At 65.9% G+C, this 16899-nt stretch carries 13 protein-coding genes; 3 read left to right on the forward strand and 10 right to left on the reverse strand.

The window, feature by feature from the left end; all coding sequences use genetic code 11:
• Nucleotides 1–48 precede the first annotated feature (48 nt).
• From ACSLUQ_RS11910 to ACSLUQ_RS11930, 5 genes are all read right to left on the reverse strand, one after another.
• A complete protein-coding gene (locus ACSLUQ_RS11910) occupies nt 49–1416 on the reverse strand; it encodes a TRAP transporter large permease (RefSeq protein WP_417772317.1) in 1368 nt (455 codons plus the stop codon).
• Nucleotides 1413–2069: a TRAP transporter small permease subunit gene (locus ACSLUQ_RS11915; protein ID WP_461808656.1), complete on the reverse strand. Its 657-nt coding sequence runs from the start codon at nt 2067–2069 to the stop codon at nt 1413–1415. Before ACSLUQ_RS11915 ends, ACSLUQ_RS11910 begins: the two co-directional genes overlap by 4 nt.
• 188 nt (nt 2070–2257) lie before the next feature.
• Nucleotides 2258–3268 carry a C4-dicarboxylate TRAP transporter substrate-binding protein gene (locus ACSLUQ_RS11920; RefSeq protein ID WP_417772315.1) on the reverse strand — a complete coding sequence of 337 codons (1011 nt, stop codon included), beginning with the start codon at nt 3266–3268 and terminating at the stop codon, nt 2258–2260.
• Nucleotides 3269–3622: 354 nt separating this feature from the next.
• The gene (locus tag ACSLUQ_RS11925) at nt 3623–5011 is read right to left on the reverse strand and encodes a sigma-54-dependent transcriptional regulator (RefSeq protein ID WP_417772314.1); all 1389 of its coding nucleotides are present in this window, start codon (nt 5009–5011) and stop codon (nt 3623–3625) included.
• A gap of 57 nt (nt 5012–5068) precedes the next feature.
• Entirely contained in the window at nt 5069–6919 is a 1851-nt protein-coding gene (locus ACSLUQ_RS11930; RefSeq protein WP_461808657.1) for an ATP-binding protein, read from the reverse strand.
• Nucleotides 6920–7081: 162 nt separating this feature from the next.
• On the opposite strand from ACSLUQ_RS11930, the gene ACSLUQ_RS11935 reads away from it, so the two are divergent.
• The 3 genes from ACSLUQ_RS11935 to ACSLUQ_RS11945 all read left to right on the forward strand — a co-directional run bounded on the left by ACSLUQ_RS11935 (nt 7082) and on the right by ACSLUQ_RS11945 (nt 12207).
• On the forward strand, nt 7082–8236 hold the full coding sequence (locus ACSLUQ_RS11935) for an acyl-CoA dehydrogenase family protein (protein WP_417772312.1): 1155 nt from the start codon (nt 7082–7084) through the stop codon (nt 8234–8236).
• A 187-nt stretch (nt 8237–8423) separates the two neighbouring features.
• Nucleotides 8424–9251: a universal stress protein gene (locus ACSLUQ_RS11940; protein ID WP_417772311.1), complete on the forward strand. Its 828-nt coding sequence runs from the start codon at nt 8424–8426 to the stop codon at nt 9249–9251.
• Nucleotides 9252–9480: 229 nt separating this feature from the next.
• Entirely contained in the window at nt 9481–12207 is a 2727-nt protein-coding gene (locus tag ACSLUQ_RS11945; RefSeq protein WP_461808658.1) for a bifunctional acetate--CoA ligase family protein/GNAT family N-acetyltransferase, read from the forward strand.
• Nucleotides 12208–12276: 69 nt separating this feature from the next.
• Here the strand turns inward: ACSLUQ_RS11945 and ACSLUQ_RS11950 are convergent, their stop codons facing one another.
• From ACSLUQ_RS11950 to ACSLUQ_RS11970, 5 genes are all read right to left on the reverse strand, one after another.
• Nucleotides 12277–13947 (reverse strand): thiamine pyrophosphate-binding protein, encoded by a 1671-nt coding sequence (locus tag ACSLUQ_RS11950; protein ID WP_461808659.1) that lies wholly within the window; start codon nt 13945–13947, stop codon nt 12277–12279.
• 186 nt (nt 13948–14133) lie between these two features.
• Nucleotides 14134–14514, reverse strand: a complete 381-nt coding sequence (locus ACSLUQ_RS11955) for a hypothetical protein (RefSeq protein ID WP_417772308.1) — start codon at nt 14512–14514, stop codon at nt 14134–14136.
• A 256-nt stretch (nt 14515–14770) separates the two neighbouring features.
• The gene (locus tag ACSLUQ_RS11960) at nt 14771–15331 is read right to left on the reverse strand and encodes a GcrA family cell cycle regulator (protein ID WP_417772307.1); all 561 of its coding nucleotides are present in this window, start codon (nt 15329–15331) and stop codon (nt 14771–14773) included.
• Between the two features lie 254 nt (nt 15332–15585).
• A complete protein-coding gene (locus ACSLUQ_RS11965; RefSeq protein WP_461808660.1) occupies nt 15586–16008 on the reverse strand; it encodes a winged helix-turn-helix domain-containing protein in 423 nt (140 codons plus the stop codon).
• 171 nt (nt 16009–16179) lie between these two features.
• Nucleotides 16180–16665, reverse strand: a complete 486-nt coding sequence (locus tag ACSLUQ_RS11970) for a hypothetical protein (protein WP_461808661.1) — start codon at nt 16663–16665, stop codon at nt 16180–16182.
• Between the last annotated feature and the right edge of the window lie 234 nt (nt 16666–16899).

Raw genomic sequence — 16899 nt, forward strand, 5'->3', positions numbered from 1 at the left:
GAACGGGGCGCCAAGGCGCCCCGCTGCTGTTTTCCCGGGCTTCCCTCGTCACATGATCGAGGGCAGGAAGGTCACGATCGCCGGGAAGGCGACGAGGCCGGCGATGGTCAGGATGTCGGCGACGAAGAAGGGCACGCAGCCGCGGAAGACTTCCTGCACCGGAATGTCATCGCGCACGCCCGCGACAACGAAGCAGTTCAGCCCGATGGGCGGCGTGATCAGGCAGAGTTCCGCCATCTTCACCACCAGGATGCCGAACCAGATGGCACACATCTCGCCGGAGAGGCCGAAGGTGGAGTCCGCGGCCGAGACCATCTCGCCGCCGTTGAGCGCCATGACGGCCGGGTAGACCACCGGCAGGGTCAGGATCAGCATGCCGATGGCGTCCATGAACATGCCGAGCACCGCGTAGGCGCACAGGATCAGAACCAGTGTCAGCCAGGGCGAGACATGCAGGGAGACAACGAACTCCTCGAAGGCTTCGGGCAGGCCGGCAAAGCCCAGGAACCGCACATAGACCAACACGCCCCAGATGAGGGTGAAGATCATCACCGTGAGCTTGGCCGTCTCGTGCAGCGCCTGCCAGAGCTGCCTTGTTCGCATGCCGTTGAAGAACGCAGAGATGAGCACGACAAAGGCGCCGAGCGCACCGGCTTCCGTCGGTGTGGCAAAGCCGAAGTAGAGCGAGCAGAAGATGATCAAGACGACGGCGATGATCGGCAGGGTTCCAGGCAGTGACTTGATCCGGTCACCCCAGCTGAAACCACGCACCGCCGGCGCATCGCCACGCCACATGGCAAGCGTGATGATGATGCCGATGTAGACCAGCGCGGAAAAGACGCCCGGCAGGAAGCCGGCCAGCAGCAGCTTGGCCACCGACTGTTCGACCAGGATGGCGTAGATCACCAGGATCGCCGAGGGCGGGATCAGCGAGGCCAGCGTTCCGCCGGCTGCGACGACCGCCGAGGCCAGCCGCTTGGAGTAGCCGACCGCAAGCATTTCCGGGATCGCGACGCGGGCGAAGACGGCGGCGGTGGCGACCGAGGCTCCCGAAACCGCGGCAAAGCCGGCGGTGGCGAACACGGTGCCGACGGCCATGCCGCCAGGCAGCCATCCGAGCCAGCGCTTGGCCGCCTCGAACAGTTGGCGGGTGAAGCCGGCATAGAAGGCGAGAAAGCCGATCAGGATGAAGGTCGGCAGCACCGACAGCGAATAGGTCACGGATTTCGAGTGCGGAATGGTGCCGGCCATCTTGAGGGCGGTGACGACGCCGCGCTCGAAGCCCATACGCATGGAGAAGATGGCGATCAGGCCAACGGTGCCGACAAAGGCGGCGGCAAAGGCAACGCGCATGCCGAGCACGACAAGCACAAGCAGCAGGCCCGTCATGATCAGGCCGATTTCAAACGGGGTCATCGACGGTCTCCTTCGGCCTTTTCCGGCGTGGCGGCATCATCCGCCTCGTCGCCGAAGGCTTCCTCGATCTCATGCTTTGCTGCGGTCTCGACGTCGGCGATCACGGGAACCGCGATCGGCACGGCGGAGGGATCGCGCACCAGCCGCCAGTAGCCCCAAAGCTGCAGCGTCAGGCGCAGCAGCAGGAGCGACAGCGCGACGGGAATGACAAGCTTCGAGGGCCAGGTCGGCAGTGCGATGTCGATCGAGCTGTCGCCGAGTTCCCAGGAGCGGTAAAAATGGTACCAGGACCCGTAGATGAGCGCGGCGACGACCAGCCAGATGGCGAAGACACCGACCATCTCCGCGATCCACATGGACCGACCGGAGAGCTTGCCGAGAAACAACTCCATGCGGATGTGCCCGCCGACACGCTGGCAATAGGCGATGCCCATGAAGGCGAAGACGGCCATCGCCTGCTCGGTGATGTCGATGAAGCCCGGAACCGGCCAGTTGAAGAGATTTCGGCCGACGATCTGGACGACGGCAAGAAGCATCAGAACGAGAATGCTGGCGGCGGCGATCATATTGAACGCATTTTCCAACCCACTGAGCCATCCGTCGAAACGGATGTAGTTGGTGGGCCGGCCGCGCGATGCGGAAGGCGATGACATTGCGGACTCCAACCGGAAGACGGCGACGTTTCCAGGCTCGGTGAGGATTGCCGGAGGCACCCGGCGGGATGGCGGATCCGGGTTCCCGCAAGGTCCGGCGACACAAGCGCTGTGCCCGAAGCCCAAGGGGAACGGAAAGGCGTCCGGCCGCGCGCGTCACGCGGGCCGGACGCGAGGATCCGTCAGGCTCAGTTGAGCTTGGACTGGACGAGTTCGAGCAGCTCCTGGCCCGGGATGCCCTTGGCATCCATCTCCGAAACCCAAGTGTCCCAGATCGGCTTTCCGGCCTTGTCCTTGAAGGCAGCGATCTCGTCGGCCGGATAGGTGATCTGCTCGATGTTCATCTTCTCGAGCGTCGGATACCAGCGCTCGTAGACCTTGTCGTAGGTGGCAAGGTAGTGGTCGAGCGCCTCTGCGACGGAGGAATCCAGCGCCTCGCGGAAATTGTCGGGCAGGGCCGCATAAGCGTCCGTGTTGATCACAACCGGGCAGCTCACGGTGCCGGGATTGAGATTGGTGGTCCACCAGTTGCCGGCCTCGACCGTCTTGAACGCGAGGTGGGCGTGCGGAGCGAAGGAAGCAGCACGCACCGTGCCCGAATCCATCGCCTGATAGGTCTCGGAAGCCGTCACCGTGGTCGGCACGGCGCCGATGGTCTCCATTGCCTTGCCGATGCCGCCGAGCGCACGCACGCGCATGCCCTCAAAATCGCTCACCTTTGCCGGTGCATCGCCCTTGCCGACGAAATTGTACTGCGGCATCGGCGTCGGCATCAGCAGCTTGGCATTCCAGCGCGCCAGGTCCTTGGCCACCGCCGGATGAGCGTAGACGGCCTGCTCGACCTCGATCTGGCTCTTCAGGTCGGGAACGCCGAGGAACGGCAGCTCGATCACGGTGAGGGTCGGGTTCTTGTCTTCGTGGTAGGAGGCGCAGATCTGCGCCATCTCGAACGCGCCGAAGGAAATGCCGTCGAGGTTCTCGCGGGCCTTCGACAGCGCCTCGCCATAGGCGAGGTTGAGCGTGAATTCGCCATTGGTCTTCTGCGACACCAGTTCGGCGAGCTTCTCGACGTTTTCGGTGAAGGCGCGGCGCTTGCCCCAGAGGGACACGTTCCACTCAAGCGCGAAGGCCTCGCCGGCGAAGCCGACACCGAGGCACATGGCAGTGCCGAGCACGAGCATCTTGCGACGCAAGGTCATGAGAAATCCTCCCTGTCCGGCCACCGGTCGCAACGCCCCTTGCTGAAGGACGCTTCCCCGGGCGACGCCTTCCCTTCCCATAGGGAGACGCCAGGAACCGGGCCCGCGACCGGGCGGCCATCTGTTTGCCAGTCTCGCCGCCCCCTCCCGGGACAGCGAATGAAACCGTTAACGCAATCGGCGTGCCAGCAGCAAAGAGGTTGTAGCCCGCCCCCGCGCGCACCTGCATTTTCATGGCAAAACAAAGGCAGGCGCATCTCTCGGCAATGGACGGCGCGCCCGGCGGCCGGCGAAAAATCGCCGATTACCCGAAGTTATCGGCAATATGTTGCCGACTTCAGCCCTTCGGAAGCCTCACGAGCGGGTCAGACCGAGACGGGTCATTTTCTCGTTGAGAGTACGCCGGGGCACGTCGAGCTCCTCCATCACCGCCGCAATGCGCCCGTCGTGGCGCTGCAGCGCGTCGGCGATGATGTGCCGTTCGTGGTCCTCCATGAGGTCACGCAGGCGGCCGCGCAACGCGCGGTCCTCAACAGGCCTCGGGCCGAGCACGAGGTCGCGCACCACGGGCCGGCCCATGGCGGCGGCAAGGCAATAGCGCTCGGCGGCGTTGCGCAGCTCGCGCACGTTTCCCGGCCAGTCGTACGCCGACAGGAAGGCGGCATCGTCGGAGGAAAGCGGCGGCCGCTCGACCCGGTATTCCGCGGCGAAGCGATTGGTGAAACTGTCGAACAGCAGCCGCGCGTCGCCACCGCGCGCGCGCAGCGGCGGAATGCGGATCTCGATGGCGTTGAGCCGGTAGAGAAGGTCCTGCCGCAGCGCCTTTTCGGCGACCGCATCGCGCGGATCGACATTGACGGCGCTGATGACGCGGATGTCGACGCGGGTCGGCCCGCGTCCGCCGATCCGGTCGACCTCGCGCTCCTGCAACACGCGCAGAAGCTTCGGCTGCAAGGCCATCGGCATCGCCGAAATCTCGTCGAGGAAGAGCACGCCACCGTCTGCCTGCTCGATGCGGCCGGCGCGCGCCCGCTCGGCACCGGTGAAGGCCCCCGCCTCATGGCCGAAGAGTTCCGCCTCGACCATGGTCTCGGGCAGGGCCGCGCAGTTGAGCGCGACAAAGGGGGCATCGGCGCGCGGCGACAGCTCTGCGAGCGCCCGGGCGATCACTTCCTTGCCCGTTCCGGTCTCCCCGACGATCATCACCGAGGCATCGGTAGCCGCATAGTGGCTGATCTCCGCGCGAAGCTTGCGCATCTCTGCACATTCGCCCAGGAGTCTGGCCTCCAGACCCGCCATATCCTCAAGCCGGCGCGACAACGCTCGGTTCTCCAGCACGAGCCGGCGGTGCTCCGCCGACCGGCGCACCACCGCGGCGAGCACATCGGGATCGAAGGGCTTCTCGATAAAGTCGGCGGCGCCGAACCGCATCGCCTCGACGGCCATCGACACGTCGCCATGGCCGGTCAGCAGGATCACCGGCAGATCCGCGTCGATCTCCTTGACCTTGCGCAGCAGCTCAACGCCGCTCAGGCCTGGCAGCAGGACGTCGGAAACGATGCAGCCGGGGAAGCCGGCGTCGATCCGCGCAAGCGCGGTCTCCGCATCCGACGCCTCGACCGGCTCGAAACCCGCCAGCCGCATCCACTGACGCAGCCCTGCCCGCATCGCCGGGTCGTCATCGATGACGAGAACCGGCGGACGGACGTCCGTTCCGGAAAAGTCGCTCCGCGGCACCGTCATCGCCCCCCTCCCCTGGCACGCACCATGATTGCCCCCTCCCCTGCCGGCACACCGGCTTCATGCCACCGGCTCCCCTGCCCCGGCACCCGCTCCGCGCGCCGCTTCCTCGTCCCGCGGCTCCGCATCGAGCGGCAGGCGAAGCACGAAACTCGCCCCACCGCCGGCGGCCGCTCCAACGCGCAGGGTTCCGCCGAGGTCTTCGACGATCCGCGCCGAAATCGCAAGGCCCAGCCCGAGCCCGCTCGCGGCCGGCTTGGTGGAGAAGAAGGGCTCGAAGATGCGTTTGCGCAGGTCCTCCGGAACGCCGACGCCGTTGTCGGTGATCTCGATCACCGCCGCACCATCGCGGACGCCGGCCCAGGCCTCGACATGGGGCGTATCGGCAACCTGTCCCGCGTCGATGGCGTTGCGCATCAGATTGACCAGGACCTGCTCTACCCTGAGAGGCGCCGTCGTCGCCACCAGCGCCGCATCCGGCAGGAGCAGCCGCAGACGGGCGCCGGTCTCCTCGACACGCGGACGCAGGAGCTTCGCACTCGTCTTCAGGCATTCTCTCAGGTCGACAGTCTCGATGCGCGACTCGCCCGGACGGGCGAAGCGCTTGAGTTCCTGCGTCAGACTCGCCATGCGGTGGCGCAGCGCATCGATCTCGTCGAGGTTTTCCATCACCTCGCCCGTCTCGCCACGCTGCTGGTAGAGCCTTGCGCCGGAGACAAACATCCCGAGCGCCGCCAGCGGCTGGTTAAGCTCGTGGGCGACCGCCGCCGACATCTCGCCAACGGCGGCAAGCCGGCTGGCGCGCGCAAGATCGGCCTGCGCGTCGCGCAATTCCCGCTCCACCCGGCTGCGCTCGTCGACCTCCTCGCGCAGCCGCCGGTTGAGCAGGCGCAGCGCTGCCGCGTCGCGCCGCAGGCCGGCCCGTTCGCGACCAAGCCGGATGCTGCGAAAGCCGAGAGCACCGATGGCGTACAGCAAAATCAGCGTCAGCGACGCGGCCCAGACCACCGCCCGCGAGGCGCGCACCTCGGCGAGAGGCGTGAAATAGTGGATCGTCCAGTCGAGCAGGCCGACCTTCAGTCGGGCATGGCGATAAGCGGTGTCCGAGAGGGTCATCACCTCCGCGTCGACCGGCCCTGCCTGAAGCACGGGAAGGCGCACGTCGCCATACTGCCGGATGCTACGGATCGCGGCGAGGGATTCGCCCGTGAGAGGCGCGAGCGAGGCATAGCGCCAATCGTCGCGCGTCCCGAGGAAGACCACATCCGAGCGGTCGGTCACGACCACCGTCTCCCCCGCCTCGCGCCACGTCCTCTCAAGCCCGCGCATGTCCACCTTGGCAACGACCACGCCAGTGCGGTCCGGCGTCGCGCGGGCGAAGAAGAAGCCGGGCTTGCCGGTGGTTACGCCGACCGCATAGAGCTGCCCCTCCATGCCGGCGAGCGCCTGCAGAAAATAGGGGCGAAAGCCGTAGTCGCGGCCGACAAAGGAGCCGACGCTGTCGAAGTTGCTCGCCGCGAGCGTCACCCCCTGCCGATCCATGACGTAGAGCGAGTCCGCGCCCACTGTCGCCGCCATGTCCTTGAGGAAGCGGTTTGTCGACATTGCCCGTTCCGGCGCCTCGAGCACGGCGACCGCGCGCGGGTCGCGGGCGAGCACATGCGGCAGATACCTGAATTTCTCGAGTTCGCGCAGGATGGTCTCGCGGTAGAGCGTCAGCCGCTCGCGGGCGCGCGCATCGCTCAGCCCGCGCGCCCGCTCCTCGGCAAGACCGGCTACGAAGAACGATGCGGCAACGATCAGCAGCGGCGGCAGCAACCAGGGAAGCCAGGACGCGCGACGACGCCAGCCCCGCGCCCACCGCCGCCAACCACCTTCTTCCGCAACGTCAGGCATATCCTCTGGGGACATCGCTTGTCCGATTTGCCCTGCGCCGGCCTCGCCAGCTTGGGAATTCCTTGTCATAACAGTATCTCGCGCCGGCTGCCCGGGACATCCGTCCGGCCGGTTGCCGAACCCGTCGGCATGATGTGCGCGACGGCTTCGGGCAGGGATTGCGTCAGGGAGGACGGAATGCAGTTTGCCCTCAGCGAGGAAGAGTATCTCATCCAGGACACGGCAAGGAAGCTTGCCACGGACCGTATCGCCCCGCTCGCCGAGCAGCTCGACGCCGGAGAGGGGCGGGAGGCGTTTCTGGCCAACCTGCGGCTTCTCGCCGAGAACGGCTTCATGGGCCTCAACATTTCGCCAGACCATGGTGGCACCGGCGCCGGCACGGTGGCCTTCGCGCTTGCCGTCGAGGAGATCGGACGGGCCTGCGCCTCGACCGGCGTCACGGTCTCCGTCTCCAACATGGTCGCCGAGGTAATCCAGGCGGTGGGCAACGACGCCCAGCGCGCCCGCTACCTGCCGAAGCTGACCGGAGGCGAGTATCCGGCCGGCGCCTTCTGCCTGACGGAAGCCGGCGCGGGCTCCGATCCCGCCTCGATGCGCACCCGCGCCGTGGCCGACGGCGACGACTTCGTCCTTGACGGCACCAAGCTCTATATCTCCTCGGCCGAATACGCCGGCGTCTTCGTCGTCTGGGCCGTAACCGACCCGGATGCGGGAAAGGGCAAGGGCATCAGCTGTTTCCTGGTCGAGGCCGGCACTCCGGGTCTGACCGTCGGCAAAGCCGAAAAGAAGATGGGGCAGACGGGGTCCGCCACCAACGAAGTGATCTTCCAGGATTGCCGGGTGCCGAAGACCGCGCTCCTCGGCCGGCTGCACGACGGCTTCCGCATCGCCGTCGGCGAGCTTGCCGGTGGACGCATCGGCGTTGCCTCGCTGGCCCTCGGCATCGCCCGGGCGGCGATGGCGCAAGCGAAGGCCTATGTCGCGGAGCGCAAGCAGTTCGGCAAGGCTATCGCCGACATGCAGGGCATCCAGTGGATGATCGCCGACCGGGAAACGGAACTGGAGGCCGCGCGCCTGCTGATCCTGCAGGCCGCCGCCCTCAAGGATGCCGGCAAGCCGTTCTCCCGCGAGGCGTCCATGGCCAAGCTCTTCGCCACCGAATCCGCCCAGCGCGCCACCTATACCGCGCTCCAGCTTCACGGCGGCGCGGGCTACATTCGCGACTATCCGCTGGAACGGCTTGCCCGCGATGCGCGGATCACGACAATCTATGAGGGCACTTCGGAGATCCAGCGCCTGATCATCGCCCGGGAGACAATGAAGAACGTCTGACCATACCGCCGCGCCGCTGCCGGCGCGGCGGAACAACCATCCGCACCGCGTCACCCTGCTACAGTCTTGCAGGAAATTGATTCCCATCAAGGATCGCAGGCCGGATCGGAGCTAGCTTTCGTCAACCGGCGGCCGATACCAGGGCTCATCGCCCAGCCACCGCCGTACGCAATGGAGGGATTACCCTATGGCTATCAAGGACATTCTCACGCTGGTCGATCTCGCGGGCAAGCAGCACGCGGCGCGCGCCGCGCTGGATCTGGCGACGCGATGCGACGCCCACGCCACCGGCCTGACAATCGCCTTCGAGCCTGTTGTGCCTGGCTTCGTCGCCGCGCCGATGCCGCCCGACTACATCGAGCTTGCCCGCAACCAGGCGCTCAAGGCGGCCCAGGAAGCCGGCAAGACCTTCAACGACATGGCGCGCAAGGCCGGCGTCACCGCCGAAGTCCGCACCGCGGAGATGATCACCGGTGGATCCTCGGAAACCGTGCTCGCCCATTGCCGCCTCACCGACCTCGTCGTCATCGGACAGGAAAACCCGGACGAGCCGGAGCCGATGCGCGAACTGATGATCGAATCCGTCCTGTTCGAGGGTGGCGTTCCGGTTCTCGTCGTTCCCTATATCGGCGGCACGCTGCCGCTCAAGAACGTCATGGTCGCCTGGGACGGAAGCCCGACGGCAAGCCGCGCCGTGCACGCAGCCCTGCCGATGCTGCAGATGGCCGACAAGGTGACCGTGGTCATGGTCGACACCGGCAAGCGCACCCATGGCGAGCCGGGCAGCGACATCGCGACCTATCTCGCCCGTCACGGCCTCGACGTGACGATCGACGTGGTGCCCCGGCCGAGCGGCGGCGTCGCCGATGCGATCCTCAACTACGTCTCCGACCAGAATGTCGACCTCGTCGTCATGGGCGGCTACGGCCATTCGCGCATGCGCGAGTTCCTGTTCGGCGGCGCGACGCGGGAGATCCTCGCCTCGATGACCGTTCCGGTCCTCATGGCGCACTGATCCAAGGACCAAACCGGGCCGGCGACAGGATCGCGGGCCCGGTTGCGATCATGCCGGCAGCCCCGCCTTCGCGGCGAGCGCCGCAGCCGGCATGGGGGCGCCGCCATTCGGGGGGATGGCGGCGCCTCACCTCTTGCGAAAGCCGGCCAGGGCAAATGACGGCTGGAAACTTCGACCGAACTGCCCCAGTCTTCGGGAGGACCTGACGCGGAAGGAAGGGAGATCCGCCGTGACGATCCGCAATCTCGAAAGCTTGTTCCGTCCCGCTTCCCTCGCCATCGCCGGCCCCAACCGGCTTGGCGAAGCCCCTCTCCGCCTGCTGCTCGAGCGCGTGTCGCAGAGCGGCTTTCGCGGCCGTGTATCGTTGATCGGTCCACCCGCCGACCATGGCGGCGACCTTCCCGAAGGGATCTCCCAGGCCGCCGCTCTCGGCGATCTGCCAACGCCCCCCGATCTGCTTCTCCTGACGGGCCCGCCCCAGGACGCGGCCGGTATCATCGAACAGGCGGGCGCCGCGGGAACACGCGCAGCCATCGCGCTTTCGGCCGGTTACGACCGCTGGGATCCGGAACATGTGCAGGCCGCGCTCAACGCCGCGCGCCCAAACCTGCTGCGTCTGCTTGGACCGGGAAGCCTGGGCATCGCCGCGCCCGGATCAAAACTCGCCGCCCATCTCGGCACCTGCGAGGCGAAACCCGGCGACCTTGCCTTCATCGCCCGCTCGGGAACGGTCGTGAACGCAACGCTGTCGTGGGCGCAGGCCAATGGCACCGGCTTTTCCGGCATCGTCTCGCTCGGTCAGCGCACCGATATCGACGCTTCCGATCTGCTCGACTGGTTCGCGCTCGACTACAAGACCCGCGCGATCCTGGTGCATCTGGAAACCATCGCCAACCCCCGCAAGTTCCTGTCCGCGGCCCGCGCGGCGGCACGCTCCAAACCCGTCGTGGTGCTGCGCTCGGGCCTCAGCCGCGAACGCAATCATGACGGCGTGACCCATGCCGGGCGCATCGCCCGGCCGGACGCAGTGTTCGACGCGGCGCTCGCGCGCGCCGGCGTGCTGCGCGTCGACGACATCGACGAGATGTTCGAGGCGGCCGAGACCGTGAGCCGGATCAAGCCGATTTCCGGACGGCGGCTCGGCATCGTCGCGACCGGCGGCAGCCTGGCGACACTGGCCGGCGACCAGTTGAAGCGGCAGGGCGGGCGGCTTGCCGTGCTCGGAGAGGACACCGCCAGGGAACTGGCGCCGCTGCAGCGGCCCGGCCTTGCCGGCACCAACCCCCTCACCCTCGACGAGCTGGCGCCGCCGGAGCGCTACGCCAAGGCTGCCGCGGCCATGCTGGCCGACCGCGCGGTCGACGCGGTGCTTGCGGTGGTCGCCCCCTCGCCCTTCGTCGACATCGCCGAGACGGCCAACGCACTCGCCAGCCTGCAGGCGCCAGGGCGCGCAGGCCATGCACGCCGCAAGCCGCTGCTGGTGGCCCTGACCGCCGGCGCTCCGCTGCCACGCGCGGCGCTCGATGCCGCGCGCATCCCCTGCCACGCCAGCGCCTCGGAGGCGGTGCGCGCCTTCACCCATCTCGCCCGCTACGCCGAGGCACGCGAGATGCTGATGGCCGCGCCGCCAAGCCTGCCCGCCGATTTCTCTCCCGATGTCGAGACGGCGCGCAAGGTCGTCCTGGCGGCGCTGGAACGCGGAGAAAGCTGGCTCCTGCAACATGAGGTGCGCGAGGTGCTTTCGGCCTATGGCATCACCCAGGTCGAAAGCCGCATGGCCGCGAGCCCCGAGGACGCCGCCGACATGGCCCGCGAAATGCTCGCCGATGCCGACCGGCTGGCGATGAAGATCATCTCGCCCGACCTTCCCTTCAAGTCCGATGTCGGCGGCGTGGTGCTCGACCTGTCCGACCCGCAGGAGGTGGAGCAAGCGGCGCGGACGCTTCTCACGCGCATCGGCGAAAGCCATCCAAAAGCCCGCATCTCCGGCATCGTCCTGCAACCGATGGTGCGCCACGCTCACGCCAGCGAGATCTTCATCGGCCTTGCCGACGACACCACCTTCGGTCCTGTCATTGCTTTCGGACATGGCGGAACGGGCGTCGAGGTGATGGGGGACGTGGCCCTCGCCCTGCCGCCGCTCGATCTCAACCTCGCCCAGGAACTGATTTCGCGGACGCGGGTGAGCAAGCTGCTCGAGGGATTCCGCAACCGGCCAAGGGCCGACCTCCACGCCATCGCGCTCACCCTCGTGAAAGTGTCGCAGATCGCCGTCGACATTCCCGAGATCCGGGAAATGGACATCAACCCAATGGCGGTCGACGCGCATGGCGTGATCGCGCTCGACGCGCGGGTCGCCATCGCAAAGCCGGCCATCCACCCGGGCCGCAAGGGCACCTCGCGGCTAGCGATCCTGCCCTATCCGCAGGAGTGGGAGCGGCTGCTCACGCTGAAGGACGGCCGGTCGGTGCGGGTGGGACCCGTTCGCCCGGAGGACGAGGCGCGCTACCGCCGCTTCTTTGAGGAAAAGGTCTCGCCGGAGGACCTGCGCCTGCGCTTCTTCGCGCCGGTGAAGGAGTTCAGCCACGCCTTCATGGCCCGCCTCGTGCAGCTCGACTATGCCCGGGCCATGGCCTTTGCCGCGTCCGATCCCGACACCGGCGAGATCCTCGGCGTCGTTCGTCTCCACGCCGACCCGGACCATCAGACCGGCGAATACGCGATCATCGTGCAGTCCGGCCTGAAGGGCGTCGGCCTTGGCTGGGCGCTGATGCAGCTGATCATCGACTATGCCGCAGCCGACGGCATCGCCACCATCAAGGGCGAGGTGCTCAAGGAAAACACCACGATGCTTGCCATGTGCCAGGCGCTCGGCTTCTCCGTACGGCCCTCGTCGGACGATGAGGCAATCGCGGAAGTGACGCTGCCGGTCGGCGACGGCAAGATCGCTGGCTGAGACACGAAAAGGGCGGAGACTTGCGTCCCCGCCCTTCGCATCCTTCATGCCCCTTGCGCGTCTGCCGCGTCAGCCGGCGCGGATCTGGCTCAGCGTGCGCACCGGCGTGATTGCTTCCGGGTCGAGCTTCAGATGCAGGAGCGCCGGCTTGCCGGAGGCCTTGGCACGGGTGAACGCCGGCCCGAATTCGGCCGCCGTCTCCACCGTCTCCGCATGTGCTCCATAGGCGCGGGCAAAGACGGCAAAGTCCGGATTGACCAGGTTCGTCGCCGAAACCCGCCCGGGGAACTCGCGCTCCTGATGCATGCGGATGGTGCCATACATGCCATTGTCGACGACGACGAGAATAATGGCCGCGCCCTCCTGGGCAGCGGTGCCGAACTCCTGCATGGTCATCTGCAGGCAGCCATCGCCGGCAAAGCAGACCACCTCGCGCTCGGGGAACTTCAGCTTGCCCGCAACCGCCGCCGGCAGGCCGTAGCCCATCGAGCCGCTCGTCGGTGCAAGCTGGGTGTTGAGCTTGCGGAACCGGTGGAAGCGATGCACCCAGGTGGCGTAGTTGCCTGCGCCATTGGTAAGGATCGCGTCCTCGCCGAGGTTCTCCTCCAGCCAGTCCATGACCTCGGCCATCTGCAGCGCGCCGGGCACCTTAGGGCGCGCGCCGGACCAGGCGAGATAGTCGGCGTGCGCGTCTCCGGCACGACCTTCCCAGGGGATCTCGTTCGGCGGCTGCAGCGCCTCGAGCGCGGCGCAAAAGCCGTTGGGCGAGGCGTTGATCGCAAGCTCCGGCAGGTAGACGCGGCCAAGTTCCTCAATCCCCGCATGGACATGCACGAGCGCCTGCTCGGGCGCCGGAATATCCAGCAGCGTGTAGGACTGACTCGGCATTTCCGACATGCGACCGCCGACGAGCAACAACAGATCGGCCTCGCGCACCCGTTCCGCGAGCTTCGGATTGATGCCGATACCGACGTCGCCCGCATAGTTGGGATGCAGGTTGTCGAAAAGCATCTGCCGGCGGAAGGAACAGGCAACGGGAAGCTGGAAGCGCTCGGCAAAGCGGGTAAACGCGGCCCGCGCCGCCTCGCTCCAGCGGCTGCCGCCGATGATCGCAAGCGGGCGTTCGGCAGCCCACAGCCGCTTCTGCAGGTCAGCCATCTGCGCCAGCGAGGGATGGCTCTCGACCGGCTGGAAGCGGGCCAGCGCCATCACCTCGGCGGTTTCGGCGAGCATGTCTTCCGGCAGGGCCAGCACCACGGGGCCTGGGCGACCGGATGTGGCCGTATGCCAGGCGCGCGACAGCATCTCCGGGATGCGCGCGGGATCCTCGATCTCCGCCACCCACTTGGCGATGGAGCCGAAGACCTGTCCGTAGTCGACCTCCTGGAAGGCATCGCGGCCGCGCATGCCGGTCTCGATCTGCCCGACGAAGAGGATCATCGGCGTGGAGTCCTGCTGGGCGACATGAAGGCCCGCGGCCGCGTTGGTCGCGCCGGGCCCGCGGGTCACCATGCAGATGCCGGGTCGGCCGGTCATCTTGCCCCAGGCTTCGGCCATCATCGCCGCGCCGCCTTCCTGGCGGCAGACGGTGACGGGAATCCGTGCATCATGCAGCGCGTCGAGCACCGGCAGATAGCTCTCGCCCGGCACGCAGAAGACGCGCTCGGCGCCGAGCTGCTCCAGCGCCCGCACGATCAGCGCGCCGCCCGTGCCCGAAGTCCGGCTGTTGTTGTTGGCCATGTCGTCGTTCCACCCCGATCCCGGAAGAATTGTCCATCTCGCGGTTTATATCGACCCGGTGGCACAGCCGCAAAGCCGGGAACATCCGCAACCAATTCCAGAATGGAATGACCCCTCTGGTGCGAAACGACAAAGGCCGCCGGCATGCCGGCGGCCTGTCCTGAAATCCGGTGCAAAGGCGGCCGCTCAGGCGTCCTGAACGGTCACCACCTGGAACGTCACCAGCTCGCCATCCTCATCCTTGATCGACACATATTCGCCGACGCGGAAGGGATGAGAGCCGAAGCGATAACCGGCCTCGTCATCCTCGTCGCCGCCAAGATCGTAGTGGAAGGCCCAGGACCCGCCCGGCCGATGCAAAAGGTGGCCGATATCCTCCTCCTCATCCGCCCAAAACCGCCGCACGCGGCAACGCTCGCGCAACTGCTTCCACGCGGCGGCATCGATGTGTCCCTCGCCGTCGAGCGGAGCGACAAACTCGTAGCCGTGCCGGGCGGAGCCGTTGGGAAACTCCTTCGTCCGCGCAAGATTGAGGCGGATGATCTTCAGGCCGTTCTGGTCGCTCATGGGCGCAAACTCCCTTGTTCTTGCGTGCCGCCCCGATCGGACGGCACCTGTCGTTCCCGGCGATATCGTCTGCCGGGACAGTGCCTTTCACATTGAGGGAGGTCAAACCGGGAAAGCAAGGCCGAGCGCGCAGGAGCGCAAGCGCCGTGTCAGGCCAAAACAAAAAAAGGCGGGGCCGGAATACCGGCCCCGCCTGGGCAAACGACGCCCTGCCTGGGAGGGGGGAAGCGGGCGTCGTCCGACCCGAGGGGAAATCTCAGCCAGCCAGCGCCCGCACCGGGAGTGCGGCAGGCACGGCGCTCTCGGCGCGCGGCGTGGCACGGCGGGTGCGGATGCCGCGATAAGCAAGCCGGTGGTGGAACTCGCAATAGGACTTTGCTCCATCCGCCCCGGCCGAGCAGAAGTGAAAATCATCATCCGAGGGATCGCCGATCGGCCACTTGCAGGTGCGGCTGGTGAGCGTCATCAGCGTGATCCTGTCTTCGCCGGCCGGAGAGGCGCAGGACGCCTCGAAATTGGCCTGTGCGAGCGCCACGTCGAATTCGTCACGGGCCGCATGGCGGGCGGTGTCCTCGCCGGTCACCGGGCGCTGCGCCGGCCGACCGCTGACGAAAGCAAGCGACGGCTGGCCGCGCTGGACACGCACCTTGGGGCGCTGGCTGGTGGCCGGCGAGCGCTTCGGCAGGCCCATCCGGTGCGCCTTGCCGATCACCGCATTACGGGTCACGCCGGCCATCACATAGGCGATCTGACTGGCGCTCAGGCCCTGCAGCCAGAGCTTCCTCAGCAGATCTTCGCGTTCCTGGGTCCAAGACATGCCCTGCCTCACTTCTTGTTTTCGTCGGCGGAAGACCCTGAAGAAGATACAGAGGTCCTCTTGGTGCCCAGCATCCTCATGCCGGACAGCCACCAACTCCGTTGCCATTGTGTGCGATCGAAATCGCCGATGGGGGACCCTGCGGCTATTGCCTGTTTGGGGCCGTGCTCTCCGATGACCGTGCATCGAATATGCAAATAACATAGTTAACAAATTGCTAATCGGTCAATTTATAACTGTTTTCAATCTGATTTTTACTTCTTTTTCTCAAGTATTATTGATGTAAGTGATTTTACAACAATATCCAATACATCATTTTGAAATCTCATATTTGCCTTATGCAAACTTTGCTCAGGGTGGGCAAACCCCTTTTCGGTAGATATCGTATAATAATATTTGACCCCATCCTTTTTTGCCAATATCACCCCATCATCACACAATTTCTCCACTTTCCTACGAACTGTTGAGTATGGAATATCCGTTTCCTCAGATATCGTATCGATATCCGCCTTTATCTTATTCGAATTCGCAATTGATATTGTCGTTATAATCATCAGACTACCAAGATCATTTACTTCATATTCCTCCATAAAACGGAACATAAGGCTAAAGAACATTTCGTAAAGGCGAAGAATACGATGTGCCTCGGTGGTAAGCGCCTCATCCTGCGACGTCATGCCAGCGTCCCTCTGCCCTTGCTTTGTCATTTTGACGAATAACAGCCTCTTGCCAGATCACTTTCGCCCCAATTCCGCCCGACCTCACGATTCGCGATTACGTAAAGGCAATGTAGAACCGGCGAAGTTTCAGTTTTCCATAAATTTTAAATGAATTGGATTCACCTAACGTCAATCCCGGGAGATATCAAAAACCAGCCCCATGACCGCGCGCACCATGCCCACGCTCATGTCCAGCTCAGGATTCTGTGGATCGGGCATGTCGCCGGCAAAGAGAAAGACCACTGATTTCCCGCGCCGTTCCTTGGCGACGACGCCGTTGTCGATATAGGGGCGCAGCCGGCGCTCGACGGTGGAGCGGGAGGCGTCGAGCTTCTCGGCCAGCAGTTCGGCGTCCATCGGTGCGCCGCGCAGGTCCGCGATCGCGATGAGCACGAGCATCAGCACATCGGCGACTTCCCGCGCCTCAAAGCTGTCCTGCATGCGCAAGGTCAGGTCGTAATAGGTTTCCAGCAGGCGACGGGTGCGAAACCGGGTTCCCTGCGTTGCGTCGTCGCCGGCGGAAGCCGCCCTCTCTTCCTCGCCAGTCGCCGCAATGCGCGCTGTGGGGGAAGATCCGGCACCGCCGGCTGTTCCAGGTTTCGCCGGAACTGGCATCGTCCTGCCTCCTCGCTCTCGGCCGCGCCGCGACAACCGCATAGCCGTCGCCACCGACCTGGCCACCAAGCGTGCATCAGGACAGCCACTTGCGCAACGATACGCGGCAAGCTGTTCGCCCTATCGTGGAAAAGCCGCCTGGCGCAACTGCTCCGGCACAAGCACGGCTTGCGACCTCCAACCGGCCTCTGGCATCATGGAACTGGGAGCATTCCGTCGGCGGGACCATGCCAC

The sequence above is a fragment of the Stappia sp. ICDLI1TA098 genome, assembly GCF_054880955.1.

Excerpts from the sequence above, each read along its gene's own strand:
- ACSLUQ_RS11910 (WP_417772317.1), bottom strand. The coding sequence starts at position 1,416 with ATGACCCCGTTTGAAATCGGCCTGATCATGACGGGCCTGCTGCTTGTG.
- ACSLUQ_RS11915 (WP_461808656.1), bottom strand. The coding sequence starts at position 2,069 with ATGTCATCGCCTTCCGCATCGCGCGGCCGGCCCACCAACTACATCCGT.
- ACSLUQ_RS11920 (WP_417772315.1), bottom strand. The coding sequence starts at position 3,268 with ATGACCTTGCGTCGCAAGATGCTCGTGCTCGGCACTGCCATGTGCCTC.
- ACSLUQ_RS11925 (WP_417772314.1), bottom strand. The coding sequence starts at position 5,011 with ATGACGGTGCCGCGGAGCGACTTTTCCGGAACGGACGTCCGTCCGCCG.
- ACSLUQ_RS11930 (WP_461808657.1), bottom strand. The coding sequence starts at position 6,919 with ATGTCCCCAGAGGATATGCCTGACGTTGCGGAAGAAGGTGGTTGGCGG.
- ACSLUQ_RS11935 (WP_417772312.1), top strand. The coding sequence starts at position 7,082 with ATGCAGTTTGCCCTCAGCGAGGAAGAGTATCTCATCCAGGACACGGCA.
- ACSLUQ_RS11940 (WP_417772311.1), top strand. The coding sequence starts at position 8,424 with ATGGCTATCAAGGACATTCTCACGCTGGTCGATCTCGCGGGCAAGCAG.
- ACSLUQ_RS11950 (WP_461808659.1), bottom strand. The coding sequence starts at position 13,947 with ATGGCCAACAACAACAGCCGGACTTCGGGCACGGGCGGCGCGCTGATC.
- ACSLUQ_RS11955 (WP_417772308.1), bottom strand. The coding sequence starts at position 14,514 with ATGAGCGACCAGAACGGCCTGAAGATCATCCGCCTCAATCTTGCGCGG.
- ACSLUQ_RS11960 (WP_417772307.1), bottom strand. The coding sequence starts at position 15,331 with ATGTCTTGGACCCAGGAACGCGAAGATCTGCTGAGGAAGCTCTGGCTG.
- ACSLUQ_RS11965 (WP_461808660.1), bottom strand. The coding sequence starts at position 16,008 with ATGACGTCGCAGGATGAGGCGCTTACCACCGAGGCACATCGTATTCTT.
- ACSLUQ_RS11970 (WP_461808661.1), bottom strand. The coding sequence starts at position 16,665 with ATGCCAGTTCCGGCGAAACCTGGAACAGCCGGCGGTGCCGGATCTTCC.